This is a genomic window from Sulfurimonas sp., from assembly GCF_023228785.1.
In the GTDB taxonomy this organism is placed as follows: Bacteria; Campylobacterota; Campylobacteria; order Campylobacterales; family Sulfurimonadaceae; genus Sulfurimonas.
Genome location: NZ_JALOAN010000008.1, coordinates 41,327 through 67,609, shown reverse-complemented (window position 1 = coordinate 67,609; position 26,283 = coordinate 41,327). Strand labels below are relative to the sequence as shown.

Annotated in this window: 23 protein-coding genes; 13 read left to right on the top strand and 10 right to left on the bottom strand. The window is 33.5% G+C overall.

Annotation, left to right across the window (positions count from 1 at the left end; genetic code table 11):
* The first annotated feature begins 9 nt into the window (after positions 1-9).
* The 3 genes from tyrS to M0Q24_RS03360 are packed head-to-tail and all read left to right on the top strand — an operon-like array spanning position 10 to position 3,718.
* Positions 10-1,209 (top strand): tyrosine--tRNA ligase, encoded by a 1,200-nt coding sequence (tyrS, locus tag M0Q24_RS03370; RefSeq protein ID WP_295047257.1) that lies wholly within the window; start codon positions 10-12, stop codon positions 1,207-1,209.
* Positions 1,210-2,301, top strand: a complete 1,092-nt coding sequence (locus tag M0Q24_RS03365) for a nitronate monooxygenase (RefSeq protein WP_295047254.1) — start codon at positions 1,210-1,212, stop codon at positions 2,299-2,301.
* A 7-nt stretch (positions 2,302-2,308) separates the two neighbouring features.
* Positions 2,309-3,718: an N-acetylmuramoyl-L-alanine amidase gene (locus M0Q24_RS03360; RefSeq protein WP_295047251.1), complete on the top strand. Its 1,410-nt coding sequence runs from the start codon at positions 2,309-2,311 to the stop codon at positions 3,716-3,718.
* Between the two features lie 60 nt (positions 3,719-3,778).
* On the opposite strand, the gene M0Q24_RS03355 is transcribed toward M0Q24_RS03360, so the two are convergent.
* From M0Q24_RS03355 to M0Q24_RS03345, 3 genes are read right to left on the bottom strand one after another with little or no spacing between them, the layout of a single operon-like run.
* Positions 3,779-4,858, bottom strand: a complete 1,080-nt coding sequence (locus M0Q24_RS03355; protein WP_295047248.1) for a phosphoesterase — start codon at positions 4,856-4,858, stop codon at positions 3,779-3,781.
* A gap of 34 nt (positions 4,859-4,892) precedes the next feature.
* A complete protein-coding gene (gene flhA / locus M0Q24_RS03350) occupies positions 4,893-7,034 on the bottom strand; it encodes a flagellar biosynthesis protein FlhA (RefSeq protein WP_295047280.1) in 2,142 nt (713 codons plus the stop codon).
* A 37-nt stretch (positions 7,035-7,071) separates the two neighbouring features.
* Positions 7,072-7,473: an Rrf2 family transcriptional regulator gene (locus tag M0Q24_RS03345; RefSeq protein WP_295047246.1), complete on the bottom strand. Its 402-nt coding sequence runs from the start codon at positions 7,471-7,473 to the stop codon at positions 7,072-7,074.
* A gap of 150 nt (positions 7,474-7,623) precedes the next feature.
* Between M0Q24_RS03345 and M0Q24_RS03340 the strand changes: the two genes are divergently transcribed.
* Together M0Q24_RS03340 and rpsO are read left to right on the top strand one after the other, a co-directional pair.
* A complete protein-coding gene (locus tag M0Q24_RS03340; RefSeq protein ID WP_295047243.1) occupies positions 7,624-9,915 on the top strand; it encodes an EAL domain-containing protein in 2,292 nt (763 codons plus the stop codon).
* A 76-nt stretch (positions 9,916-9,991) separates the two neighbouring features.
* Positions 9,992-10,267 carry a 30S ribosomal protein S15 gene (rpsO, locus tag M0Q24_RS03335; protein WP_295047240.1) on the top strand — a complete coding sequence of 92 codons (276 nt, stop codon included), beginning with the start codon at positions 9,992-9,994 and terminating at the stop codon, positions 10,265-10,267.
* A 266-nt stretch (positions 10,268-10,533) separates the two neighbouring features.
* On the opposite strand, the gene kdsB is transcribed toward rpsO, so the two are convergent.
* Positions 10,534-11,250: a 3-deoxy-manno-octulosonate cytidylyltransferase gene (gene kdsB, locus M0Q24_RS03330; RefSeq protein ID WP_295047237.1), complete on the bottom strand. Its 717-nt coding sequence runs from the start codon at positions 11,248-11,250 to the stop codon at positions 10,534-10,536.
* A gap of 75 nt (positions 11,251-11,325) precedes the next feature.
* On the opposite strand from kdsB, the gene M0Q24_RS03325 reads away from it, so the two are divergent.
* From M0Q24_RS03325 to trpC, 4 genes are read left to right on the top strand one after another with little or no spacing between them, the layout of a single operon-like run.
* Complete coding sequence (locus M0Q24_RS03325) at positions 11,326-12,021, top strand: methyltransferase (RefSeq protein WP_295047234.1); 696 nt, start codon at positions 11,326-11,328, stop codon at positions 12,019-12,021.
* The gene (locus tag M0Q24_RS03320; RefSeq protein ID WP_295047231.1) at positions 12,009-12,401 is read left to right on the top strand and encodes a YkgJ family cysteine cluster protein; all 393 of its coding nucleotides are present in this window, start codon (positions 12,009-12,011) and stop codon (positions 12,399-12,401) included. Before M0Q24_RS03325 ends, M0Q24_RS03320 begins: the two co-directional genes overlap by 13 nt.
* On the top strand, positions 12,394-13,686 hold the full coding sequence (locus M0Q24_RS03315) for a hypothetical protein (protein ID WP_295047228.1): 1,293 nt from the start codon (positions 12,394-12,396) through the stop codon (positions 13,684-13,686). Before M0Q24_RS03320 ends, M0Q24_RS03315 begins: the two co-directional genes overlap by 8 nt.
* Positions 13,683-14,468: an indole-3-glycerol phosphate synthase TrpC gene (gene trpC / locus M0Q24_RS03310; protein WP_295047225.1), complete on the top strand. Its 786-nt coding sequence runs from the start codon at positions 13,683-13,685 to the stop codon at positions 14,466-14,468. The genes M0Q24_RS03315 and trpC overlap by 4 nt, the downstream gene beginning before the upstream one ends.
* 62 nt (positions 14,469-14,530) lie before the next feature.
* Here trpC and M0Q24_RS03305 read toward each other — a convergent pair whose 3' ends face one another.
* On the bottom strand, positions 14,531-14,974 hold the full coding sequence (locus M0Q24_RS03305) for a GatB/YqeY domain-containing protein (RefSeq protein ID WP_295047222.1): 444 nt from the start codon (positions 14,972-14,974) through the stop codon (positions 14,531-14,533).
* Between the two features lie 65 nt (positions 14,975-15,039).
* On the opposite strand from M0Q24_RS03305, the gene flgH reads away from it, so the two are divergent.
* From flgH to M0Q24_RS03290, 3 genes are all read left to right on the top strand, one after another.
* Positions 15,040-15,762, top strand: coding sequence for a flagellar basal body L-ring protein FlgH (gene flgH, locus M0Q24_RS03300; RefSeq protein WP_295047219.1), 723 nt, complete (start codon positions 15,040-15,042; stop codon positions 15,760-15,762).
* A complete protein-coding gene (locus tag M0Q24_RS03295) occupies positions 15,707-17,230 on the top strand; it encodes a hypothetical protein (RefSeq protein WP_295047216.1) in 1,524 nt (507 codons plus the stop codon). Before flgH ends, M0Q24_RS03295 begins: the two co-directional genes overlap by 56 nt.
* 104 nt (positions 17,231-17,334) lie before the next feature.
* Positions 17,335-18,198, top strand: a complete 864-nt coding sequence (locus tag M0Q24_RS03290) for a universal stress protein (RefSeq protein ID WP_295047213.1) — start codon at positions 17,335-17,337, stop codon at positions 18,196-18,198.
* Between the two features lie 13 nt (positions 18,199-18,211).
* Here M0Q24_RS03290 and M0Q24_RS03285 read toward each other — a convergent pair whose 3' ends face one another.
* Together M0Q24_RS03285 and M0Q24_RS03280 are read right to left on the bottom strand one after the other, a co-directional pair.
* On the bottom strand, positions 18,212-20,836 hold the full coding sequence (locus tag M0Q24_RS03285) for a valine--tRNA ligase (protein WP_295047211.1): 2,625 nt from the start codon (positions 20,834-20,836) through the stop codon (positions 18,212-18,214).
* 74 nt (positions 20,837-20,910) lie between these two features.
* Positions 20,911-21,732: a GGDEF domain-containing protein gene (locus M0Q24_RS03280; protein WP_295047208.1), complete on the bottom strand. Its 822-nt coding sequence runs from the start codon at positions 21,730-21,732 to the stop codon at positions 20,911-20,913.
* A gap of 172 nt (positions 21,733-21,904) precedes the next feature.
* Here M0Q24_RS03280 and M0Q24_RS03275 point away from each other — a divergent pair, with 172 nt between their 5' ends.
* A complete protein-coding gene (locus M0Q24_RS03275) occupies positions 21,905-23,992 on the top strand; it encodes an ATP-dependent helicase (RefSeq protein WP_295047206.1) in 2,088 nt (695 codons plus the stop codon).
* On the opposite strand, the gene M0Q24_RS03270 is transcribed toward M0Q24_RS03275, so the two are convergent.
* Genes M0Q24_RS03270 through M0Q24_RS03260 form a run of 3 tightly spaced genes read right to left on the bottom strand, consistent with a single transcriptional unit; the run spans position 23,989 to position 26,281 of the window.
* Complete coding sequence (locus tag M0Q24_RS03270; protein ID WP_295047203.1) at positions 23,989-24,774, bottom strand: EI24 domain-containing protein; 786 nt, start codon at positions 24,772-24,774, stop codon at positions 23,989-23,991. The genes M0Q24_RS03275 and M0Q24_RS03270 overlap by 4 nt on opposite strands.
* Positions 24,771-25,721: a DUF3137 domain-containing protein gene (locus M0Q24_RS03265; RefSeq protein ID WP_295047200.1), complete on the bottom strand. Its 951-nt coding sequence runs from the start codon at positions 25,719-25,721 to the stop codon at positions 24,771-24,773. The genes M0Q24_RS03270 and M0Q24_RS03265 overlap by 4 nt, the downstream gene beginning before the upstream one ends.
* Before the next feature lie 5 nt (positions 25,722-25,726).
* The gene (locus M0Q24_RS03260) at positions 25,727-26,281 is read right to left on the bottom strand and encodes a LemA family protein (RefSeq protein WP_295047197.1); all 555 of its coding nucleotides are present in this window, start codon (positions 26,279-26,281) and stop codon (positions 25,727-25,729) included.
* Positions 26,282-26,283 lie beyond the last annotated feature (2 nt).

The window sequence follows — 26,283 nt, the reverse complement described above, 5'->3', positions numbered from 1 at the left end:
GGAATATAGATGTTACAAGAAGCTTTAAGAGAGGTACAAAGAGGTTGTGCTGAAATAATCGATATTGATAGAATAGAGAATTTATTGAAAGCTTATTTTGATGAGGGAAAAACTTTTACTCTAAAGGCAGGTTTTGATCCTACTGCACCAGATCTACATCTTGGTCACACAGTGCTACTGCAAAAGATGGCAACATTTCAAAAGTATGGAGCAAGAATACAGTTTCTTATAGGTGATTTTACTGCAGCTATTGGTGATCCAAGTGGTAAGAGTGCTACTCGCAAAGTTTTAAGCAATGAAGACATAAAGAAAAATATAATAAGTTATACAACACAAGCTTTTAAAATTTTAGATGAGAGTAAAACAGATATAGTTTATAATTCAAGCTGGTTAAACTCCCTTGGAACTGTGGGGCTCATAGAACTTGCATCTACTCTAACAGTAGCTAGAATGCTTGAGCGCGATGATTTTTCAAAAAGATACGAATCTAACACACCAATAGCTGTTAGCGAATTTTTATATCCACTTCTTCAAGGTTACGATAGTGTACATCTAAAAAGTGATATAGAAGTGGGTGGAACGGATCAGAAGTTTAACCTCTTAATGGGAAGACAACTTCAAAAAGTATATGATCTTAAAAAACAGCAAGCTGTACTTATGATGCCAATTCTTGAAGGACTTGACGGAGTACAAAAGATGAGTAAATCACTAAACAATTACATAGGTGTGACTGATGAACCTAATGATATGTATGGAAAAATCCTTAGTATCTCTGATGAACTTATGTGGAGATTTTACGAGCTACTAAGTACAAAGACTCTTGATGAGATAGAGGCTTTAAAAGCAGGTGTTACTGATGGATCTCTTCATCCAAAGAGTGTTAAAGAAGAGTTGGCATTAGAGATCACTACTAGATATCACACTTACGAGATGGCTGTAGAGGCAAAAGAAGAGTTTCAAAAAGTACATTCTCAAAGCCAAATCCCTACTGAAATAGAAGAGTTTAGTGCTGAGGGTGAGATTTGGATTGCAAAAGCCTTAGTCGATTGCAATCTTGAGCCATCTACTTCACAAGCAAGAAGAGATATTAAGCAAGGTGCTGTTAAAATAAATCAAGAAAAAATTTCAGATATAGAGTTGCAACTTATTAAAGGTGAGTATGTTCTCCAAGTTGGAAAAAGAAAGTTTGCAAAATTAAAGGTTAATTAGATGAGTTTTAAGTCATTAAAGATTGGAAAATACACTATAAAACACCCAATAGTCCAAGGTGGGATGGGCGTTGGTATTAGCTGGGATCAGTTAGCTGGTAATGTGTCAAAAGAGGGTGGATTAGGAGTTATTAGTACTGTAGGTACTGGATACTACGAAGATAAAGCTTATGCTAAAAAACTAGTCTCAGATAGACCATTAAGTGAGGTGAATTTCTACTCAACTGAGGGACTCAATAAAATCATCTCAAATGCAAGAAAAATATCTGGAGATAAACCTCTAGCTGCAAATATTTTATATGCTATAAATGATTATGGTAGAGTTGTAAGAGATGCTTGTGAGGCTGGAATTGACATCATCATAACTGGAGCAGGACTACCTACAAATATGCCAGAGTTTACAGAAGGTTTTCCAGATGTTGCTCTTGTACCTATAGTTTCATCTGCAAAAGCTCTAAAAATTATCTGTAAAAGATGGAAAAAAAGGTATAACAGAATTCCAGATGCAGTAGTAGTTGAGGGTCCAAAGAGTGGAGGACATCAAGGCTTTACATATGAGCAATGCAAGCTAGAAGAAAATCAACTAGAAAATATAGTAGGACCAGTAGTTGAAGAAGCGGCTCTATGGGGAGATATTCCAGTAATTGCAGCTGGTGGAGTTTGGGATAAGGGTGACATCGAACAGATGCTCTCTCTTGGTGCAGCTGGCGTTCAGATGGGAACTCGTTTTATTGGAACTCATGAGTGTGATGCTCATCAGAACTTTAAAGAAGTTATACTAAATGCTAAAGAAGAAGATATCAAACTTATGGGCTCACCTGTTGGATATCCGGCTCAAGGAGTAGTTACAAATCTAACTCGTTTAGTTGATAAAAGAGAAGGCCCAGCTATTAAGTGTATATCTAACTGTGTAAAACCATGTAACCGTGGAGAAGAAGCTAAAGTAGTTGGCTTTTGTATAGCAGATAGATTAAGTGATGCTTTTCTAGGAAATATGGATACTGGTCTTTTTTTCTCAGGAACAAATGGCTACAGATTAAATGAGATAATCTCAGTAAAAGAGTTAATGAAAAAACTTGTTGAAGGTGAATAGATAGCTGATGATGCGTTTATTTGCTATTATTCTTCTTCTTCTTGTTATCTCTCTTTATGCTCAAAGTGATAGAGAACTTTTAAAAAGAGCTGATGGCTTTATGAAAAGTGAGTCAAAATCGAATCACTTTCGTGCATATAATGACTACAAAAATCTCTATCTTCGTTCTATTATGGCAGAAGACGAAAAACTTCAAGCTAGTGCACTAAAGGGGATTGTAAAAAGTGGTAAAGCACTTCATATAGATATTTCTCAATATGAACGAGAACTAGCAGCTATAAAACCAAAAGCATCTACATATAAAGCTCCAAAAATAGAGCAAAAACCTAAAGATCATAAAAATGAAAATATTAAAATCACTTCATCTCATAAGTTAAAGCGAATACAATGGCGAGATGATAGACTTATTCTAAAATTTGACAAAAAACTAAGAAATAATCAAATAAACTACTTTACACTTTATGATGCAAAAGAGCAAAGATATCGGTACGTCTTTGATGTTCATGCATCCATGCTAACAGACTCACAAAGCTTAAATAAGCAAAATATTGACAGAATAAAAATAGCACAATACAACTCAAACACACTAAGACTTGTTATAGAAGATAGTCAAAAAGTCCAAATAAGTTTTAAAAAAGATGATGAAGAGCTTGTTATAAATATGCTCGCTTCAACTAAAAATAAAACCCTACAAAAAGTAAAACAAAAACCAGAGAAATCAAATTTTCCTAAAAGAGTTGATAGAGATAAAGTCATAGTTATAGATGCAGGTCATGGTGGAAAAGATCCAGGAGCGGTGGGATATAAAAACTATAGAGAAAAAATTGTAGTTTACAAGATATCTAAAGAATTAGAAAAAATTTTAAAATCTCGTGGGTACACAGTTTATATGACAAGAAATAGTGATAAGTATATAAAATTAAGCCAAAGAACTGCTTTTGCAAATAACAAAAGAGCTGATGTCTTTGTAAGTATTCATGCAAATGCAGTAGAGAAGAGAAATGCACATAAAGCCGAGGGGGTAGAGTGCTATTTTTTATCTCCATCAAGATCTAAAAAAGCTGAAAGGGTAGCTGCAAAAGAGAACTCTGCAGATCTTAGTGAGATGAACAAGTATGGAAAAGATACCTTTTTAAAGTTTTTAAACTCTCATAAAATAGTTGCATCAAATAAACTAGCCATTGACTTACAAAGAGGAATGTTGGGAGAGTTAAACAAAAACTACAAGGTAAAAGATGGTGGAGTAAGAGAGGGGCCTTTTTGGGTTTTAGTAGGCGCTCAGATGCCAGCTGTCTTAGTTGAAGTAGGATTTATTTCACATCCAGAGGAAGCTAAAAGACTAGTAAATTCAACATATAGAAAGAGAGTTGCTTTAGGTTTAGCAAATGGGATTGAAAGATATTTTGATAAAAATTAATTAAATTTTAACCTCGTTCCACCTCAGGAGAGGTGGAATGAGAAGGATTCGAATTATAGATTAGTCCTCTTTTTTATACTCTAGCTCACCTGCAACTGCTTCTTTGTCGTTAATGATTTTTTCTATTTGTTTTTTAACTCTGTCGTAGCGATATTGCTCTTTAAAGCCTATGATTCTACCACCTGCAGCATTTGGATGTCCACCGCCATTTGCCCACTCTTTAGAGATCAAAGAAACACTCACATTGTTGTTAGCTCTAAGACTCATTGTTCCTCTATAACTTACATCAACTATAAAATCATACTCAGGATAAGCTAGCAAGAAGCCATTTCCTATGATAGAGGTGTTTCCAACTCCATAGCTTAAGAAGCCTCTATAACCTTTGTAATAGATCGTTTTTTCATCTCTTACACTACCTAAAAGCTCAACTATATGTTTTGTAGCTAAGTTATCAAGCGTGTTGTCACTCTCACGCATAAAAAATTCTTTTTTTAATTGGTGAATCTTCTCATCTAAAAGTATTGGAGCATTTGGCTCATCTAAATATTTAGTGGATTCTAATAAAAGTGAGAGTTTATAGTTGTTGTCATCATCAGCAAACATAACTCTATTTAACTCTCTACTCTCAGTTACAAGACGCATACATACTTTACCAAACTCAAAATTTTCTACTTCTTCTTGTTTCCATAGATCCACAGCATTAACAGTATTTACAAACTTGTTCATCCATTTTGGTTCATCATATTCAAAATTTTCTTGTACATAATCATAAGTTATTTTTGTAGCGCATCTTGAAGTATCAAGATAATACCACTCATATTTGTTAGCACTATCTTCTCCACTTCCGTGATGGTCAAGCAAAACAAGTTTGATGTTATTTTTATCATCATTCATCTTTTTTACTTCGCTATTAAGCCATCTTGATTCATCAAATGTCAAGTTGAGATCTGTGATAAGGATCATTGCAGGAACATTTTCTTTAGATATATTTTCTAGTATAAGTTCAAGTTTTTGTCTAACTTCTGCTCCATAGTTAGCGTTGTAGTTGAAGATTTTGTATGGAGTAAACTTCATAACTAGTTGGCAACTATAGCCGTCTAGATCAATGTGTGAGAGATGGTGGATTGTTTTATTATTCATTATTTTCCTTGGGATTTATTATAACACTATTTATCTATACTTGGATTGATATGGAACCCATAACTTCAAAAGTAGCACTAGAATCTATCTCGGCATGAGAGAGAGTGACTACATCTAAAGAAAATCGTTCAAATATTTCAGCAACTCCTCGGCGAAGTTGAGGATCTACAATGATGACAACAGGTGAGATGCCTTTTTGCAGTAGTTCATGTGCTTTTGCACTAGTAGCTTGTATGAGTTGGTTTATCTCTCCAACGCTCAGCATTAAGTTTCTTATGCCATCTTTCTCTTGTGATTTTTCAAGCATCATCTGCTCAGAGTTTGTGTCAAAGGTAAGCAGCCTTATAACTCCATCCTCGCCTGAATACATCTGCGTGATGATGCGAGAGAGTTTTGAGCGGACCTGCTCAGTTATAAGTTCAACATTTTTTGTGTACTCTGCAATATCAGCGATAGTCTCTAAGATGCTAAGCATATCTTTTAGAGGTATTTTTTCATGTAAAAGAGCTTTTAAAACTCTTTGAATTAATCCAATAGAAGCAACTTTTAAAACATCATCGATAATAACAGGGAAATCTACTTTTATCTTGTCTATAAGAGTTTGAACCTCTTGACGAGTGAGCATATCTTGTGCATTTTTCTTCACAAGTTCACTCATATGTGTTGAGATAACAGTGGCTGGATCTACGACTGTATAGCCATTTATAATGGCATCTTCTTTTTGATCAGGGTTTATCCAAAGTGCATCAAGACCAAAAGCTGGCTCTTTTGTAGCCTCTCCCTCAATATCACCAGTAGCCATTCCGCTGTCCATCGCTAAAAATTTATCTGGCTTTATAGAACCTTCTCCTATAGAGATCCCCTTTAGTAGGATCTGATATCCTTCTGGCTCTAGATGAAGGTTGTCACGGATACGAACCTGAGGCATTAAAAAGCCAAAATCTGCCGCTATTTTTCTTCTCATAGAACGAATTCTCTCTAAGAGATCTCCTCCTTGAGAGCTATCTGCTAACCTAATGAGTTGATAACCTAAGGTAAGCTCTAGCATCTCCACTTTTAAAATATCTTCAAGTGCTGCCTCTTCTTCTTTTGCTATCTCTTCATTTGTCTTTTTAGGTTTAGTCTCACCTGCTTTTTTATCTTCTTCTTCTTGTGCTTTTGGTGAGAGAATCTTCTGCACATCAAGGATACTTAACTCTCCTTTTTCAAACTTATATATAGACCAGCCAAGAAGGGCAAACAAGATACCCACAAAGCCCATAGAAGCAGTAGGAAGTCCAGGAACTAGTGCAAAAAGAATCATGATAAACCCAACTATCATAAGGATCTTTGAGTTCCCCATCATCTGGTTTATTGTTCCCTCTGCAAAGTTATCACCATCGCCAGAAGAACGAGTTATCATGATACCTGTTGCAGTAGAGATTATAAGAGCTGGGATTTGTCCAACTAAACCATCACCGATAGTAAGAAGTGTAAAAGTAGAAGCACTATCTGATACACTCATATTGTATTGAAAAACACCTATAAGAAATCCACCGATAATGTTGATAAGAGTGATAACAATACCAGCAACTGCGTCACCTTTTACAAACTTACTAGATCCATCCATTGCTCCATAAAAGTTAGCATCTTGTAAGATCTCTGCACGACGATTTTTAGCTTCTGCATCATCAATAAGCCCAGCATTGAGATCTGCATCAACTGCCATCTGTTTACCTGGCATCGAGTCAAGTGTAAAACGAGCTGCAACCTCTGCAACTCTTGTAGAACCTTTAGTAATAACCATAAAGTTAATAAGAACTAAAATAGAGAAAACTATAATACCTATGACAAAGTTTCCACCAACAACAAAGTCTCCAAAACTCGTTATTATGCTACTGACTTGATCAGGTCCTTCATGGCCGTGGCTTAAAATCATCCTAGTTGTAGCAATGTTTAAAGAGAGCCTAAAAAGGGTTAGAATAAGTATAAGCGTTGGAAATGTTGTTAGATCTGTTGGTTTTGGAACATATAGCGAGATAAGTAAAATCAAAACAGCCAAAGCCATCGAGATAGTAAGAAGTACATCTAAAAGCCCAGATGGAAGGGGAACAATGATAATGGCAAGTATTGCCATTACAAAAACAACGACACTTAAATCTCTTTGACCGATTAGAAAGTTTAGTGCTGTTCCAATCTGCTCTCTTGTGGTAAGTTTTCTTCTTGCCAAAATACTACTCTAAAATGTCATCAAGAGATAAGTCAGCTAAAAATGTGTCAATCTTGCCTTGTAATTTGTTTAAAAAAGGCCAAATAGAACAGAGTTGAGCCTTATCACTTGGACAATCTTTTACAGATGGTGAACAATCAAAAACAGTTGGGGCTTTTCCCTCTACTGCACTCATTATCTCTAGCATATTTATGTCCTTAGCCTCTCTGTTTAGCATAAATCCGCCATTTACGCCTTTGTAAGACCTTAAAATACCCTTTTTAGCTAGAGCTTGTAGGATTTTTGCTAAAAAACTTTTAGGGATCGATAATTGTTTGGAGAGAGTTTCACTATCCACAGGAGAGGAGGCTTTTGATAAAACGAGTAGAGATAGTATTGCGTATTCGCTTGCACGAGTTATTAACATTTAATTTGCTTTATGAATTGAGATAATATTGAAAGAGATTATATCCAAAAAAATTGAATATAATTTAAGTTTGATAAATTTAAAAGTCAGTATAATGTCCCCATGTCATTTAAAATAATATCAAAAAAATTAATAATAATCATTCCTATTATGTTTTTAATTATAGCACTTGCTAGAGTGACTGTAAACTATTTTGAAAACAAAGCTAGTGTTGAAGAGTTTATCTCCCAACAGGCAAAGCTTATTGATTCACTATATCTAACTCATAGAGACTACTACCAAGACTTATACCTAAGAGATGTTATCCATTTAAATGAAAAAACACTTGCAGGATTACCTGCATATTCAGCAGTTGAGATTTCAGAGAACTTTTCAAAAAAAAATAAACTCCATATTGAGATGAAAACTGTTAGTGATAGAGCAAGAAACTCCAAAAACCAAGCTGATCCATACGAACTAAAAGCCATAGAATATTTTAAAAAGAACTCCAATGAAGAAGAGTATTTTGAGAGAGAAGATGAGTTTTACCAATATGCAACACCTTTAAAAATTGAGAAAAAATGCCTAAGTTGTCATGGGGAAAAATCAAAAGCTCCTAAGTTTATTTCAGATGTATATGATAATGCATATGACTATAAACTTGGTGAGATACGAGGAGTTTTAAGTATAAAAGTACCCATAAAACATGTAGAGCAGATTATAAATAAACAGTTTTTTGGCTCACTTCTTTATGACTTAGTGCTAGTAATTGTGATCTCTGTTATAGCTTATTATTTTATAAGATACTTCTCAAGCTTACAAAGAGAGCTAGAAGAAGAGCTAGTAGATAGAACTAAAGAGCTTAAAAACTCACTCTCATTTTTGGAGAGCTATAAAGATGCAATAGATAGCAACTTAATAGTCTCAAAAACTGATTTAAATGGAAATATTAGCTATCTAAATGAAAATTTTTGTGAAATAAGTGGATATACCTCCGATGAAATCATAGGTCAAAATCATAATATTTTAAGAGGTAGAACTCTCTCAAATGCTGTGCATCAAAGATTGTGGAGAGCTACGATCAAAAAAGGAACATGGCACGGTAGACTTAGAAATGTAAAAAAAGATGGCTCTTTTTACTGGGTTGATGCAACAATAGCACCAATTACAGATGCAAGTGGAGAAATTAAAGAGTACATCTCAATTAGACATGATGTAACAGAGTTAATAGAGCAAAAAAATAAACTTGAACTCTTGGCAAACACGGATTCGCTTACAAAACTAGGAAATAGAAATGCACTAAAACAAGAGAGTGCAAATGCTAAAAACCTATCTTTAATCTTAGTAAACATAGATAGTTTTTCTCAGATAAATGACTTTTATGGACATGAACTTGGTGATAATGTCTTAGTAGAGTTTGCCAAAAAACTAAAAGAATTGTGTGAAGCAAAAGATAACTTAAAAGTTTACAGAGTTAGTGGAGATGAATTTGCAATTTTAGCTAGTGGTATGCAAGCTCACTCAGTTGTGCAAAAAGCTCAAACTATTGTTAAGTTTATAAATTCTCACACATATCAAGTTCAAGGGGAGACAATAGAACTTAGTGCAACTCTGAGTATATCTTTTGAAGAAAAAGAGAATCTTCATGTTACAGCAGATATGGCGTTAAAGATCGCAAGAAGAGAAGCAAAAGATCTCATTGTTTATGATAAAAGCATGAGTTTAGATGATGAGTATGAGAACAATATGCTTTGGACTAAGAGAATAAAAGATGCCATAAAAAATGATAGAATAGCTCTCTATTATCAGCCTATTGTAGATAACAACACTTTAAAGATAAACAAATATGAATCACTCATTAGACTTATAGATGAACATGGAAATGTAATCACTCCATACTTTTTCTTAGACATAGCAAAAAAAGCTAAGTTATATAAACAATTAACAAAAATTGTTGTCCAAAAGAGTTTTGAAATGTTTAGAGAGAATGATTTTGACTTTTCTATAAACTTGAGTATAGATGATATTTTAGATAAAGAGATAAGTGAGTACATTTTAGAAATGTTGGCTATTTATAATATCTCTAGTAGAGTTATTTTTGAAATAGTTGAGTCTGAGAGTATAGAGAATTTTTATGAGATACAAAAATTTATAAAAAAAGTAAAGCTATTTGGTTGTAGGATAGCTATTGATGATTTTGGAACAGGTTATTCCAACTTTGAATATCTTATGCGCCTTGAAGCTGACTTTATTAAGATAGATGGTTCTATTATAAAAGAGATAGTACATAATAAAAACTCTGAAATTATTACAAAAGTTATAGTTGACTTTGCAAATAGAATGCAGATAGAAGTTATAGCTGAGTATGTTGAAAATAATGAGGTCTTTAAAAAGGTAAAAGAGTTGGGTATTAAGAGTTCTCAAGGTTATGAATTTGGTCAACCTAAACCTACTTTAATGTAGGTAAGATATAATTTCGCTTCAACTTTGCACTATTTTAGTGTAGATGTTAGATTATTATACCCATCAGGAGGCTATTATGGCTTTAGATTCGGCTAAAAAACAAGAAATTGTAACAAAATTCGGTCGCTCAGAGAGTGACACAGGTTCAAGTGAAGTTCAAATCGCACTTTTAACAGCAAGAATTAGTGAACTAACAGAGCACTTAAAATCGTTTAAAAAAGATCATGCATCAAGATTAGGACTACTAAAATTAGTTGGTCAACGTCGTCGTTTAATGAAGTATTTTAAAAAGAAAAATAAAGATGCTTATATGAAACTAGTAGAAGATCTAGGTATTAGAGACAATATCTAATCAAACTCCTTTTAGACCTCTTTTTTAAGAGGTTTAAACTTTTAAACTCACTCACACAAAGCAATCAAACAACAAGATGACCGAACCTTCTGATTAATCTATAAACTAGATTCCGTGTCAAGCACGGAATGACGGAGTGGTGTCATCCTGAATGAAAACTGCCATCTTGAATGAAAAACTGTCATCCTGAATGAAAAACCGTCATCCTGAACTTGATTCAGGATCTAGTTTGCTAATTCTTCAGAGCACTCAACTATCAAAAAAGCCTAGAGAAATATCTCTATAGCTCTTGCTAAGTCTTCTGGAGTATCTATCCCAAATCCTGTACTTGAAACTTTTAACATTGTTATCTTCTTTTGATGGTAGATTGCACGAAGTTGTTCTAATCCTTCTATATCTTCTATAGGGGCATCGCTTAAGTTACAAAACTCTTTTAAACTTTTTTTGCTAAATCCGTAGATCCCTATGTGTCCAAAATATGTAGCTCTACCACTTCGGTTATAGGGGATAAGAGATCTTGAGAAGTAAATAGCGTTGTTTGCATCGTCAAGGACTACTTTTACTAAGTTTGGATCTTTTGCAGATTCCGCGTTAATCGCATTAAAGCAACTCCCCATGATAAAATTTTCATCATTTTTCTGTAACTCTTTGAGTTTTGATATCAATGACGCTACAACTTCTGGCTCAATAAAAGGCTCATCAGCTTGAACATTTATGATAATCTCATCATCATTAAGGTTTAAAATATTTGCACACTCATTGATACGGTCTGTTCCGCTTTTGTGCGTTGTAGAAGTAAGCTTTGCTTCAATGTTATGCTCTTTGCAAACTTTTACTATTAACTCATCATCTGCAGCGACAACAACTCGATCTAGATGCTCAACTCTCTTTGCAGTCCTAACAACCATAGGCAAACCGCCAATATCAGCTAGAACTTTTTGTGGAAATCTAGTAGATGCCAATCGTGCAGGTATTATAATCATTGTTTTTTTCCTTGTGCGAAGAACTATTTCGCTTATTGGGTATAATTTCACAATTATACTAAAAAAAGGGTGTAGATGTTACTTTACCAACCTGAAGTTGGCTACTGCTACAATAGTGATTCTATATTTTTATATGACTTTATCAGCTCCTTTAATCCAAAAGGTAGAGTATTAGATGTGGGTGCGGGCTGCGGTATTGTAGGGCTTTTAGTTGCAAGAGATAATCCAAAAGTTATGCTTGAAGCCATAGAGAAGCAAGAAGCATTTGTGGAGTATGCAACTAACAACGCAAGAGTAAACAAAATCGATTACAAGATCCATAAAAAAGATTTTTTAGATTTTGAGGATGAGAAAAAATATGACTACATTATTTCAAATCCTCCATTTTATAGTGATAATATCTCTGTAAGTAAAAATGATATGTTATTTAATGCAAGGTATAATATCAACTTACCGTTGAGAGATTTTTTTAAAAAGGTCTCACAACTTTTAAAACCTAGAGCTCATTTCATTTTTTGTTATGATGCATCTCAATTTGGACTTATCTGTGCTGAGTTGGAACGTTTTAAATTAAGAGCAGTTAATGTTCGTTTTGTTCATCCAAAAATAGATAAGGGAGCTTCTTTAGTAATGATACACGTAAGAAATGGCTCTTCATCGCTTATGAATATTCAAAAACCAATGGTAAGCTTTGATGGTGAAGAGTTTACACAAGAGGTAAAAGAAATATATAAAAAAGCATCAACAAAGAGTGTAAAATGTCATCTTTAATGAAAAAAGAGGGATTTTCTTATACTTTTGATTCATCTGCTTGTTTTACTTGTGGTGGCAGATGTTGTACTGGTGAGAGTGGATATATCTATGTAAATAAGAGTGAAATAGAAGAAATTAGCAATTTTTTAAATATAAATACTAGAGATTTTGTAGCAGAATATCTTTATAGAGAAGGTTTTAAATACTCTATAAAAGAGAGAAAAATAGATGACTCGTATGAATGTATATTTTATGACAGAACAACAAATGGATGCGGAGTCTATGAAGCTCGTCCAATTCAATGTAGAACCTTTCCATTTTGGGACTATTTTAAGACAAGGTTGGATGAACTTCAACTCGAATGCCCGGGAATAATATTAGGAAGTGATGATGATTAGAATAATTTTATCTCTATCTTTGATACTGCTATTTAGCGGTTGTTTTGCGAAATTTGAAGATGTAGAAGTTAACCCTAGTGAGAAAGTTTTTGAAGAAGAAGATGCTTTTATACTCTTTGCTCTAAGAGCAGAAGAGCTAAAACAACACGATGAAGCTTCAAGTATATTTAGCACTTTATATGAAAAATCAAACAAAAAAGAGTATCTTTATGCATCACTTCAAAATGATCTTTATGCACAAAAATATGAGAGAGTTATAGAGAGGGTAGATGCTCAAATAGGGCAGGAGATAAATGATTTTAAACTTATAAGAATGAAAATTATAGCTCTTATAGGTGATGAAAAACTAGAAGAGGCTAGGGTGCTCTCTCTCGCACTAGTTGAGAAGTCAAAAGAGGTTGATGACTATATTTTAGTTAGTGAAATATATGTAAAACAAAAAAAATATGACACAGCATTAAAATATCTTGAGAGTGCTTACACTAAAGACTATAATGAAAAAATTCTTGATAAGATGTCTATAATTTTATATGTAAATTTACAAAGAAACAGAGATGCAATAGCACAACTAGAGACTCATGCAAGAATGCATGGTTGCTCTAAAATAATTTGTACAAGACTTATAGGGTTTTACTCAAATGAAAACAATATTGATGGGCTTTTATCAATATATCTTAGATTTTATAAACTAGAAAAAAATGATGACATAGCAAAAAAAATAGTTCAGATCTATGTATATAAGAAAGATTATGTAAAACTTATGAGCTTTTTACAAGATAGTGGAGTTGATGATGATCTGTTATTGCAAGTCTATATAAACTCTAAAAACTATTCTCAAGCAGCAGATCTAGCAAAAAAACTTTATGAAGAGAGAGGCGATTTAAACTACTTAGCGCAAAGTGCAATCTTTGAATATGAGGGTCATAAAGATAAAAATAACAAAAAGATGCTCTCTTCGGTTGTAGATAAATTAAAAGAAGCACTAGCTGTGGATAAAAAAGCCTTATATTTAAACTATCTAGGATATCTCTTAATAGACCACTCTATTGATATAAAAGAGGGAATGGCTTATGTAAAAGAAGCCCTGAAAATAGAGCCAAACTCGGCTTATTACCTCGACTCTTTAGCTTGGGGATACTACAAGCTTGGAAATTGTACAAGAGCTTATAAAATTATCTCAAAAGTTGTAAAACTTGAGGGTGGAGATGATATAGAAGTTGTCAAACACTTTGAAGCTATAAAAAAATGTAAAGACAAACAAGAAAAGGGAAAAAAGAAGAGATGATTTTAGATGATATTATTAAAAAAACAAAAGAGGATTTAATAAAAAGAGAAAAAGAATTCTCTCTTGATTGGTTAGGTCGCTCCCTCGCCTTTAATGCAAGAGCTCCACGAGATGTGTTTCCATTTTTAAAGGCAACGCAAGAAGATCCATATAGAATAATTTCAGAAGTTAAAAAAGCCTCTCCATCTAAGGGTGTTATACGAGAAAATTTTGATCCACTAGCCATTGCTCAAGCGTATGAGAGAGGCGGGGCTAGTGCTATTTCTGTGCTTACTGAACCTCACTTTTTTCAAGGCTCACTTGATTATTTAGGCGGTATTAGAAGATATGTTGGTATCCCACTTTTAAGAAAAGATTTTATAGTTTCTAAGTACCAAATTTTAGAAGCTATGGTTCATGGAGCTGACTTTATCTTGCTTATCGCTGCAGCTCTTAGTAAGGGCGAACTAAAAGAGCTTTTAGCATATACAAGACACCTAGGTATGGAAGCTTTAGTAGAGGTTCATGATAAAACTGACTTGGTGAAAGCTATCTATGCAGGAAGTGATATTATCGGGATCAATCATAGAAATCTACAAACTTTTGAGATGAATATGAATCTATCTTACGAACTTATACCGATGATTCCAAATGGTAAAATCATCGTAGCAGAGAGCGGAATATATGAACACGGTCAATTAGAAGATCTAAGTAAAGCAGGAGTAGATGCTTTTCTTGTAGGCGAGTCTTTAATGCGTGAAGATGATGAAGAAGCTGCTCTAAGGAAGCTTAAGTTTGGTTAAAAAGTATAATAATTAGTTACACCTCATGAGAGGTGTAAGAAGGTTTGCCGAGGCTTAGAAGACTAGCCTAAGAGACTCTTTACGCACTCATTTATTCTTTTTCCATCAGCTGTGCCACTTAATTCTTTTGAGGCTACTCCCATAACTTTTCCCATATCTTTTATAGTTGATGCACCTATTTTAGTGATGATATCTTTAAGCTTGTTTGCTAGCTCTTCATCGCTTAATTGTACTGGTAAGTAAGTTGTATAATACTCTATCTCATCTAGTTCTATCTGCATCAGATCTTCTCTATTTGCATCTTTATACTGCGAGGCTGAGTCGTTTCTTCTTTTTACTTGTGATTGAATGATTTTTATAATATCTTCGTCACTTAACTCTTTTCTCTCATCAACTTCTATCTGCTTAAAAGCACTCATTAAAAGACGCAGTGCATCTCTTTTTTTTGTATCTTTTGCTTTCATAGCATCTTTTAAATCTTGATTTATATTTTCTCTTAGAGTCATAACTATCCTTTGGAACTGTTTTTGCTAGTATTATAGCAAAATACACTACCTAAAAGAGACCACTTATGATAAAACAAATTTTAATATTCTTAATGCCTACTTATGCTATACTTTTTTTAACTGGTTGTACAGCAAACCTTACAGAGCCAGAGATAGACTTCGCACCACCTGCGTATGTAGAGCAGATGCCGGCAAAAGAAGATAAACAAGACTATGTCTCAGTAGGGAGTATATTTGGTCAAGGAGATAACCCTCTATTTTCAGACCATAAAGCTATGCATGTTAACGACATAGTAAGAGTTGTAATATCTGAAAATGCAAATAGTTCATCGAGTGGGGCCAAAGATCTTAGTAAAGTAGATAACTCAAACTTAGGTGGTGGCACATTTGTAGCTGGAGGTGATAATTCAGCTGTTAGTTCTTATGCAAATAAATTAAATGGGCTTACAAACATAGGTTTTGCTGGAACTTCAAGTAATGATTTTGCGGGAAGTGGAAGTGCAACAAAAAATGCTTCTTTTACAACTACTGTTACAGCTAGAATAGTTAAAGTTATGCAAAATGGAAACTACTATATCTCAGGAAAAAGAGAGATATTAGTTGATGATCAAAAACAGATCATACAGATAAGTGGCGTTATCCGTCCATACGATATAGACCAACACAACAAAATAGATTCAGCTCAAATGAGCGAAGCTAAGATTCTTTACCAAACTCAAGGAGATATAGACCGTGCAACGAAACAAGGATGGGGAACCAAAATTATACAAGCCGCTTGGCCATTTTAGCCTACTAGTATCGTTTTTTATACTAACTCTACCTCTCCTTGGAGCAGGGAGCTTTGAGGACTTTAAAAGAACTCAAACAGAAGCATTTTCAAAATATAAAGATGAAAGAGATAACGCTTTTAACAAACATCTAAAAAAGCAATGGGAAGCCTATAATGTTTATATAGGAGAGCCTCTTTATGAAAAACCAAAGCCAAAATCAATCCCAGATGCAAAGCTTGAAAAACCAAAGAGTGTTGGTCCAAAAATCAACATAGAGATAAAGCCTACACAAGATTTTATAATCTATAAAGAAGATGAAAAAAAAGAAGATAAACAAGAACCTAAGGTAGTTGTAAAAGAAAAAGCAGAAGAACCAAAAAAACAAGAGATAGTTAAAAAAGATATAAACTTTGATTTTTTTGGAACTTATCTCTCTTTTGATATGGCAAAAGACATGAAAAGTGCTAAATTTTATCCACAAAATAAAGATGGAATACTAAGCTTTTTTAATAGTTGTGCTTCGAGTGATTATGATAATTTAGTTAAAGATATAAAACAAGTGTCAAATGAGATGAATCTGAATGATTGGGGTATTTACTTGCTTGTTAAAGAGATCTCAAAGCAAGTTTTTTCAAATAAAGATGACTCAAACCTGTTGAGTTGGTTTATATTTAACAAGCTTGGATATGCAGTTAAAGTTGGACTAGCTAACAATCATATTATTTTGATGCACTACTCTAAAAAAATCATCTATGCTACTCCAAACTATAACTTTGATAACAAAAAGTACTATGTCATATCAAACTATGCCAAAGGAGGAGTTGGAAGACTTTACTCCTACAAACAAGACTATCCAGATGCTACAAAGCCTCTTGATTTGGAACTAAAAACTCTACCAAAATTTAATCCAAATTTTAAATCTAAAACGCTTAATTTTGAAAATTACTCTAAAAACTATACACTTTCTTACGAGTACAACCAAAATCTTATGGATTTTATGGCTACCTACCCACAAGCTGATTATGAGACTTTTTTTAACGCTCCACTAGATGAGAGAACTTATACTTCTATCGCAAAAGATATAAAAAAGCATGTGGATGGTATGAGTGCTAGTGATGCTATGAATTTTGTGCTTCATTTTGTACAAAAATCTTTTATATATGAGACAGATCAAGAACAATTTCAAAGAGAAAAAGTTATGTTTGCAGCTGAAACTCTTTACTATGAAAAGTCTGATTGTGAAGATAGAGCCACACTTTTTTCATATCTTGTAAAAGAGCTTTTTGGAATAAGTGTCTTAGGTGTAAAGTATAAGGATCATATGGCTACAGCCCTTTATGTTCCAATGAGTGGCGATAGTATAGAGGCAAACCAGAAAAAGTTTATAGTAGCAGATCCCACATATATAAACTCAAACATCGGTCAAAGTATGCCAAAGTATAAGTCTATTAGTCCTGAGAGCTTTGTAGTTGTTAAACGGGATTAAAAAGCAATAATATTGCCGTATCAAGGTTAAGTAGGTACTAATTAATAAGCTCTATTTGTACTAAATGTGCTACAATAGAAATAAAAATAATGGAGTGTAAAAGAATGGAAAATTTTAGTGATATAGTAGTTGGACTAGACATTTCAAACAATGCAAAAGAAGTTTTAAATAGAGCTTTTTTAGTAGCTAAGAGAAATGACTCAAAAGTTACTATAGCTCATGCTATAGATACTGGTTTTTTTGGTAATTTTATTAAAGATACAAAGATAGAAAAATTAAAACTCAGTGCTATAAAGGGTATAGAAAAAGAACTAGAGGGTGTTAATACACAAGGTTTAACTTACACTATAAACGTAGAAAAAGCTAAGCCATCTGTCTTTGTTATGGATGTAGCAAAGAAAAAAGATGCTTGTATGATTATCATAGGGGCAAATGAGAAAAAAGACTTTACAACTACAATACTTGGCTCAACAGCACATAATATCGCACAAAAAAGTAACCTTCCACTTCTTATAGTAAAATGCAACTCTAGTGAAGCATATAAAAATATAGTAGCTTTTACAGATCTCTCAGAAGTATCTAAAAAGAGCTTATTCTTTGCTCAAGAGTTCTTCCATCAAGAGAGTATAAAGTGTGTTTATGCTTACAAAAAAATGAGTGAGATAGCTTTTAGATACCACGATGATTATGAAAATAGAGATGAGATAGAACAAGAGATACAAAAGCATGAACAAGAAAAGTTTGATAAATTTGTAAAAGAAAATAAAATAGAAAAAGCAGGGCTTATAGAAGATAGAGTAGGAGTAACAAATGCTCTCACAAAATATATAGCTAAAAATTCCAATGATCTAGTTGTTTTAGGATCAAATGGTGTAAATAACACAGGTGCATTTCTTTATGGCTCAACAGCATCAAGTTTAATGCAAAGCTTAAAATGCGATGTTTTAGTATATATCCCTAAAAAATAACTCTCTAACTCTCTTAAGATTTAAGAGAGTCTAATTGTTCTTTTACTTTCTTTTGTTTAAGAGTAGCATCACTTAGTGCTTCGCGGTTTTTATCTAAAACATCTTGTGGAGCATTTGAGACAAATCTTTCATTATTTAACATTGAACTTAGTTTATCTATCTCTTTTTGCAGCTTTTCATCTTGCTTTGTAAGCTTAGAGATGATTGGAGTTAGATCTATACTCCCAGTTGGAATAAAAGTTTCACAACTGTCAGATATATCACTCACAGCATCTTCTATTCTTTGATCACAGAACTCTACTACATCAACTTTTGCAAGTCTTAGTATAAACGGTAACATCATCTCTTTGTCTCTATCTGAGATGTCGTCGATTTTTACATAAGCCTTTGGTATTTTTTGATTTGCTAGATCTACAAGAACTTTTGCTCTTCTTATAGAGACTATTGCATCCATTATTATCTCAAACTTCTTTTCTTCTTTTCTCTGTTTAGTCTTAGTAGGATAGGCAGAGATCATAATAGAGTCAGAGTTTTCTAGCGTAGTTCCTGAGAGCTCGTGATATAGATGCTCTGTGATAAAGGGCATAAAAGGGTGTAGGAGTTTCATAGCTTCTTTAAAGATAGCTCCAAGCTCTACAATAGATCCTTTATCAGCTTTACTAAGTTCTATTCCCCAGTCACAAAATTCATTCCATAAAAATCTATACATAACACTAGCTGCATCGTTAAACTTATATTCATCAAGAGCAGCTCTAACCTCTTTTGTAGCAAGGTTTAGTCTTGACACCATATAGCGTCCAAGATTACTCTCAATACAGAAGCCTTTCATATCAGGAAATGTTTCTACATTCATTTGAAGATATTTTGAAGCGTTGTAGAGTTTGTTTGTGAAGTTACGGTTTAGTTCAAGTTTTTCTTCACTCATTCTAATATCACGACCTTGAGCAGCAGAGATAGCTAGAGTAAATCTTAAAATATCAGCAGAATATTTTTCAATAGTATGAAGAGGATCTATGACATTTCCTCTTGATTTACTCATTTTATTGCCATGTTCATCACGAACTAGGGCGTGAAGGTAGATATGGTTAAAGGGAAGTTCTTTATTAAAGCTCTCGCCCATCATCATCATTCTAGCTACCCAGAAAAAGAGGATATCAAAGCCAGTAATGAGAAGTGAATTTGGATAGAACTCTTTCATATCATCTGATTGAAAAAGTTTGTCCATCTCTGTGTCGCCATTTCCCCAGCCTAGTGTAGAAAAAGGCCAAAGAGCAGAACTAAACCAAGTATCTAGTACATCTGGATCTTGAGTTATAGACTTTGATGCACACTTAGAGCAAGTCTCAGGATTATCCTTTAAAGATGCAAACTCATGCTCACAATCATCACAATAAAAGACAGGGATCTGATGCCCCCACCAAAGTTGGCGAGAGATACACCAATCTCTTAACTCTCCCATCCAAGCGTTGTAAGAGTTGATCCAGTGTGGTGGGAAAAACTTAGCTTCGCCACTGTTTGTTTTCTCGATTGACTTTGCGGCTACTTCTTTTCTTACAAACCACTGTTTTGAGATATAAGGTTCAACAATATTTTTACATCTATAGCAATGTCCAACTTGATGTTTGTGATCTTCTATCTTTACTATATAACCCTCTTCATCAAGCCTTTTAACGATAATATCACGAGCCTCCATACGCTCTAAGCCTTTAAACTCTTCAGCGTAATCGTTAAGTATTCCTTTTTCATCAAAAACAGTAATGAACTCTAAGTCATGACGCTTTCCAACTTCGTAGTCATTTTGGTCATGCGCTGGTGTTACTTTTACAACACCAGTTCCAAACTCCATATCAACATGCTCATCAGCGATGATAGCTACCTCTCTTTGAAGTAGTGGAAGACGAATTTTTTTACCTACTAGATCTTTATAGCGCTCATCATCAGGATGAACCATTACAGCCGTGTCTCCAAAGTATGTCTCAGGTCTTGTAGTTGCAACTTCAACAGAACCACTCCCATCAGCAAAAGGGTACTTTATATGGTAAAACTTACCGTCATGATCTTCATGTTCAACTTCTATATCGCTTAGTGCTCCATCGTGTGTACACCAGTTGACCATATAGTTTCCGCGGATGATTAAACCATCGTTGTAAAGATGAACAAAGGCTTCTTTAACTGACTTTTGAAGTCCAGCGTCCATTGTAAATCTCTCACGCTTCCATGCAGGAGTTACTCCCATTTTACGGAGTTGATCTGTCATAATGCCAGCTGACTCTTCTTTCCACTTCCAAGCACGCTCTAAAAATGCTTCACGACCCAGCTCTTCTTTGGTAGTTCCCTCTTCTAGGAGTTGTTTTTCAACTACATTTTGAGTTGCAATTCCCGCGTGATCTGTTCCTGGTTGCCAAAGAGTTTTATAGCCATCCATTCTTTTATATCTAGTGATAATATCTTGAAGTGTAAATGTAAGTGCGTGACCGATGTGCAAGCGACCTGTAACATTTGGGGGAGGCATCATTATAGAGAATGTTTTATCATCTTGCTGAATGGCAGAGTTACCATCTACTTCAAAGTATTCTCTATCTTCACATATTTTATAATATTTGTTTTCTATCTCTTGTGGTTTGTAGCCATCTTGCATCTTTTTAGCCTTAAAGTTGATTAAATATCATCTTGATTTTTTGCGATTATATCTAAAAAGAAGTGAGGCTATTCTTAGATGCCAGTAACTCTTTGTTTGATTAACATCTTATCTTCATACATATTTTTATCAGCCTTTTCTATAATATCTGAAAAATTTTGAGATGCTTCATATTCGCTCACACCAAAAGAGAAGCTTGCTTGAAATAATTCTTCTTGAGCTTTTAATTTTTTTGAGAGTATCTTTTCTCTAAGTTCATTTAAGATCTCTTTAGCTTTTTGTGCCGAGATGTTTTTACTAAACATTATTATAAACTCATCGCCGCCATATCTAACAACGCTATATCTAGTTTTTTTAAGCTCACTCGCAATGTAGATTAGAACTTTATCACCTACAATGTGACCAAAAGTATCATTTATAACTTTAAAATAATTAAGGTCAACTATAGCTAAAGTTCCACTATCTTTGAAGTTTTGTGCATCATCTTTTAAATAGTTGTCGTTTAACCACTTTCTATTTTGTACATTTGTTAGAGTATCTTTATATACAGATTCTTTTAGTTTTTCTATTTCTAGGCGGAGTTTTTGTGTTTCTTGAAGTACATTTTGAAGAAGTTTTTCATCTTTTTCTTTTATAGCACTAATGGCTTTTGAAGTAGATTCACTTAACTGCATAGCGCTTTTAGAAGCTTGATTTTGAAGATTTGTTAAATGAGCACATTCACTTATAAGTAGATTTTTAGCGAGTTCATTATCGTCACCAAGAACTGTGTTGTGTGCACTTGCAAATTTTGAAAAAATGGCAGCATACATACTAGGCGTTACAACTGAGATCTCATTTATAGAACTTTTTGTCTGACTTGAAATAATTTTTAATGTATCATTGTTAGAATGCATAAATTGTCGCCTTAAAATAGTTAATTGTGACCATAAGTATAACACATTTAAATAATGCTCACACAACACATCGACATTTTAAACACAAGTATAAAGTAAAAGTTCATAGATAAAAATATGCAAAGCTTTACTGAGTATAATCACATTCTAACTTCAACCTAAAAGGTAAAACTTGCCATTATCCCGTCTAAATCAAGAGCAATACAGTGCTGCAACATCGCAAGATGCACAAAATCTTATAATCGCATCAGCGGGAACGGGAAAAACTTCTACAATAGTTGGGAGAATAGCATTTCTTTTAAAAAATAACATTAAACCTCAAGAAATTTTACTACTTACTTTTACAAACAAGTCTGCTCAGGAGATGGTTGGTAGAGTTGCAGAATATTTTGGAAAAGAGATTGCAACAAAGATTGAAGCAGGGACATTTCATGCAGTTAGTTATAGATGGCTCAAAAAGACTCAAACAAGAGTTATTTTAAAACAACAAAGAGAGCTAAAGACTCTTTTTAGAAGCGTTTTTGAAAAACGAAGATTTGAGCATATTGGTGCAGAAGTTACTCCTTATGGTGGAAATTATCTATATGATCTCTACTCTTTTTATCAAAATACAGAGCTTGAGATGCATTTTGAGGACTGGGTAAAAGAAAAGTATCCTGAACATGAGCTTTTTGCCCTGATCTATGCAGATATTGTTGATGAGTTTGAAGCTTTGAAAAAGGAGTATGGCTTTGTAAACTTTAATGATCTGTTAATAGATTTTAGAGAACTTTGCAATACTAAAGAGCTAGGCTATAAAGAGGTTTTGGTAGATGAGTACCAAGACACAAATGCACTTCAAGGTACACTTATAGATGCAATAAATCCACCATCACTCTTTTGTGTTGGAGATTATGATCAGAGTATTTACGCTTTTAATGGCGCAGATATATCAATCATTGGCTCTTTTACGACTAAATTTGATGGTGCAAAAGTTCATACACTAACAAAAAATTATCGTTCAACAATGCCCATACTTTCACTTGCTACTAAAGTTATACAATACAATGAAAGAATCTATCCAAAGCAACTTGAAGTAACAAGATTACAAAGTGCACACTCACCGACACTTTTGGCTTATGATGAACTTTTTGACCAGTACCATGCTATAGCTGCAAAAATTAGAGAGTCTCAAACTCCAAGAGAAGAGATAGCTGTTATCTTTAGAAATAATTCATCGGCTGATGGTATTGAAGTTGGACTACGAGAGTTAGACATTCCTTGTAAAAGAAAAGGTGGGACGAGTTTTTTTGATGCAAAAGAGGTAAAAGCTGTTTTAGACTTTTATACCCTTTTAGTAAATGAATCTGACATGATGTCTTTTATCCATCTATTTGAGTTTGTTCGTGGAATTGGTAGTGCTATGGCAAAGGAGATATATATAGCTCTAAAAACTCTAGGGCACGGAAGTATATTTTATGGTCTTTATGCTCCTGATGAGTCTATTAAAAACCCTTTTGAGAAGAGAAAATTAAACCACCAATTAGGTCTTTTTGACGATTTTTTAGAACTAGGAGCTGTGGGAAAATTTGCAAAACTTGGATTTGAAGCAAAATTTATGAGAAATCCAATACTCAAACATCCAAAACTTACAAAAGATAGTGCTATGTTTTTGCATGATTTTTATCTTTTGTTTCGTGATCTAAAGGGTATAAAACAGCCTAGAACTATTGTAAAAAAGATAGCAGGATCGGCTATTTTTAAATATATAGCAGATCTGCTCTCAAACAAAAGAGCACAACTAAAAGATGGCACAATAGACGAGAAACAAAAGAGTGAATCACTTATAAAAATAGAACGAAAAATGACACTTCTAGAAGAGTTGTCTAAACCATATAGAGAACATGATAGATTTTTAAACGCTATGATTTTAGGTTCATCAGATCTTACACAAGGTGAGGGTGTCAATCTCTTAAGTGTTCATGCATCTAAAGGTTTAGAGTATAAAGAAGTCTATATAATTGACTTGATGGATGGAAGATTTCCAAATAGAAAACTTATGCAAAGGGGCGGATCATTAGAAGAGGAGAGACGACTTTTTTATGTGGCTGTTACTCGCGCAAAAGATATTTTGTATCTGAGTTTTGCAAGATATGACAAGATAAAAAAACAAAACTTTATAGCATCTCAATTTTTATATGAAGCTGGTTTAGTCGCTAAAGATGACGCATATAGAGCTATGGTTCAAAAAGAGTTAGATAAACTAGATGACGAGACTTAATTAGTCTCGCGAAGTTTTTTTACTTCTATAAAGTAAGTATGTCCTAGATATATTACAAATAAAACAGCACCAAAAAATATAGCAAATGGAATAAGTGAAATAAGGTATAAACTTAGTGTTTTGAATCTTAATTTACTAGAAAAAAATAAGTTTATCTTTTTGTTTTCTTCTTTTGTACAGATATTTGATGCAATATCAAACTTTAACATCTTATGAAAAAAGTAATATAAGGGGATGTTAATAGCTATTAAATTCACTATGGGAATGAAATAAAAAGGGATTAAAACTATAAAAAGTAACAACATAATGAGTGCCCATTTTATAGCTAAAAATAGATCTGCAAGAATGTTAGAAAAGCCAATAAGCTCTACATCTTGGTAGTGGCGCTTTTGTAGTTCACGAAGTACAAATGGCGTTAAAAATCCTATGACAATAATAGCTATAAAAATTGAGATGTAAAGAGTTAAAAACCCACCAATTGCATAAATAAGAAAAGTGATTAACCAAGAAGTAATAGCAAAACTCATTAAATACTCCACAATGGAACTACCTTCGAGCGTTGTTGTAGTGTTTTGTGTGTGTGGAATTCCATTTTGCAAAGTAGTTTGAGTTGACTCTACTTGCATAGTAGCCAAGCTATCCACCCCCATTCCAGCTACAACAAAAAACAAAACATACATTAAAATTAAAGTAATAAGAAAAGGAGCTAAAGAGTACTTTAGCATCTTTGGCGATAGAAAATCTTTTATGCTTAGTAGTATTATGTCTTTTTCATTTTTCATGATTTGCTCCAAATTTTTTCATTTAGTTTTAACTCATTTACAATGTCAAGAGCTAAGTGTAGAGTGCCTACATACTCCATCGCTATCTTATACTCTAAGAGTGAATAGAAAATAGATGGCTCAAATAGATCCTTGTTATACTCTATGGCTATGTGAATATGATTGCCAATAAAAGAGACATAAATAGGATGTTTAGATCTTTTTTTAAGTGTTAATAATTTTTTCATCAAAGAGTGAGAGAGAATATATCTAGCTTCTATTTGATCTTTTGAGTAGACTACAAATTCTCTCTCAAACTCATTGTCATCCATTCTTACAAGTTCATCTCTAGCAAAGTTATTTGATTGCAACCAACCACCTATGAGATCTCCAAATGTACTTTGAGCAGTGTCAGGAAGTATTAGAGTCTTTGTAGTGAAGTTTTTGTTAAATTCTGCGACTATAAAAAGTCCTCTAAAGAGCGTACTCCAGCTCTCTTTGTTTTTAGAGTTTTTATGTTTAACCTCTGCATGAATATCTGAAAACTCTATTTTAGTACCTTTAATAAGTCCTCCTACATAGTCATTACCACTTATTCTATCTGGTTTTTTAAAGAGATCTGAACGGTTAAAGAGGTGCTCTTGAATGTGATGATGACAGTTGTAAGAGAGGTCTTTACTTATGGCTTCTATGAGTGGTTTTATGACATTTTGTTTAAACTCTAGTGTGTAGTCTTTAATAAGAAACTTATATATAAAAGATCCAATTCCTACATATGCAAAAAGAGCGAGGATTATGAAATCAACACTATGAACTAAAGAGAGAATTATAAAAAGAAAAACAAGAGAGAACAAAACACCAACTACAGCAATTCTGTATAGAAGATGCTTTCGCTTCTCGTCTAAATCTTTTAAAGTTGGGTAGAGTGTTTTGTAGTAAAAATCTGTAAGCTCTGATCTAGTCTTCATGTAACTTAGTTAAAAAGCTCTTTAACATTTATATTTTTTCTCTCTTGCTCTACAATACTAAAGAGTTCTTTTCGTTTGTAAGACATAGCTGATGCCATAAAATTTGTTGGCAACATCTCAATAGCGTTGTTGTAGTCTGTAACAGCTTGATTGTAAGCTCGTCTAGCTGCTGAGAGTTGCTCTTCTACTTCATTTAAAGTAGCTTGAAGATGCATAACATTCTCATTTGCCTTAAGATCTGGATAGTCCTCAACTGCAACCATAATAGAACCAAGTGCTGAGCTAACTTTTGCATCTAGATCTATCTTTTGCTCATTACTAATATTAGGTTTATTTGCATCAGATCTAAGCTTTGTAACTTCACTTAAAAGCCCTTTTTCATGTTGCATATACTCATTTACAGATGCAACTATGTTTGGTATAAGGTCATATCTTTTCTTAAGAGTAGCGTCCACAGATGCAAAGATATTTTCAACTTGATTTTTCTTTGAAACTAAAGAGTTGTACATAAGAACTAAGATTATGACAACTACTATAAATATAATTAAACTCATAGACATTT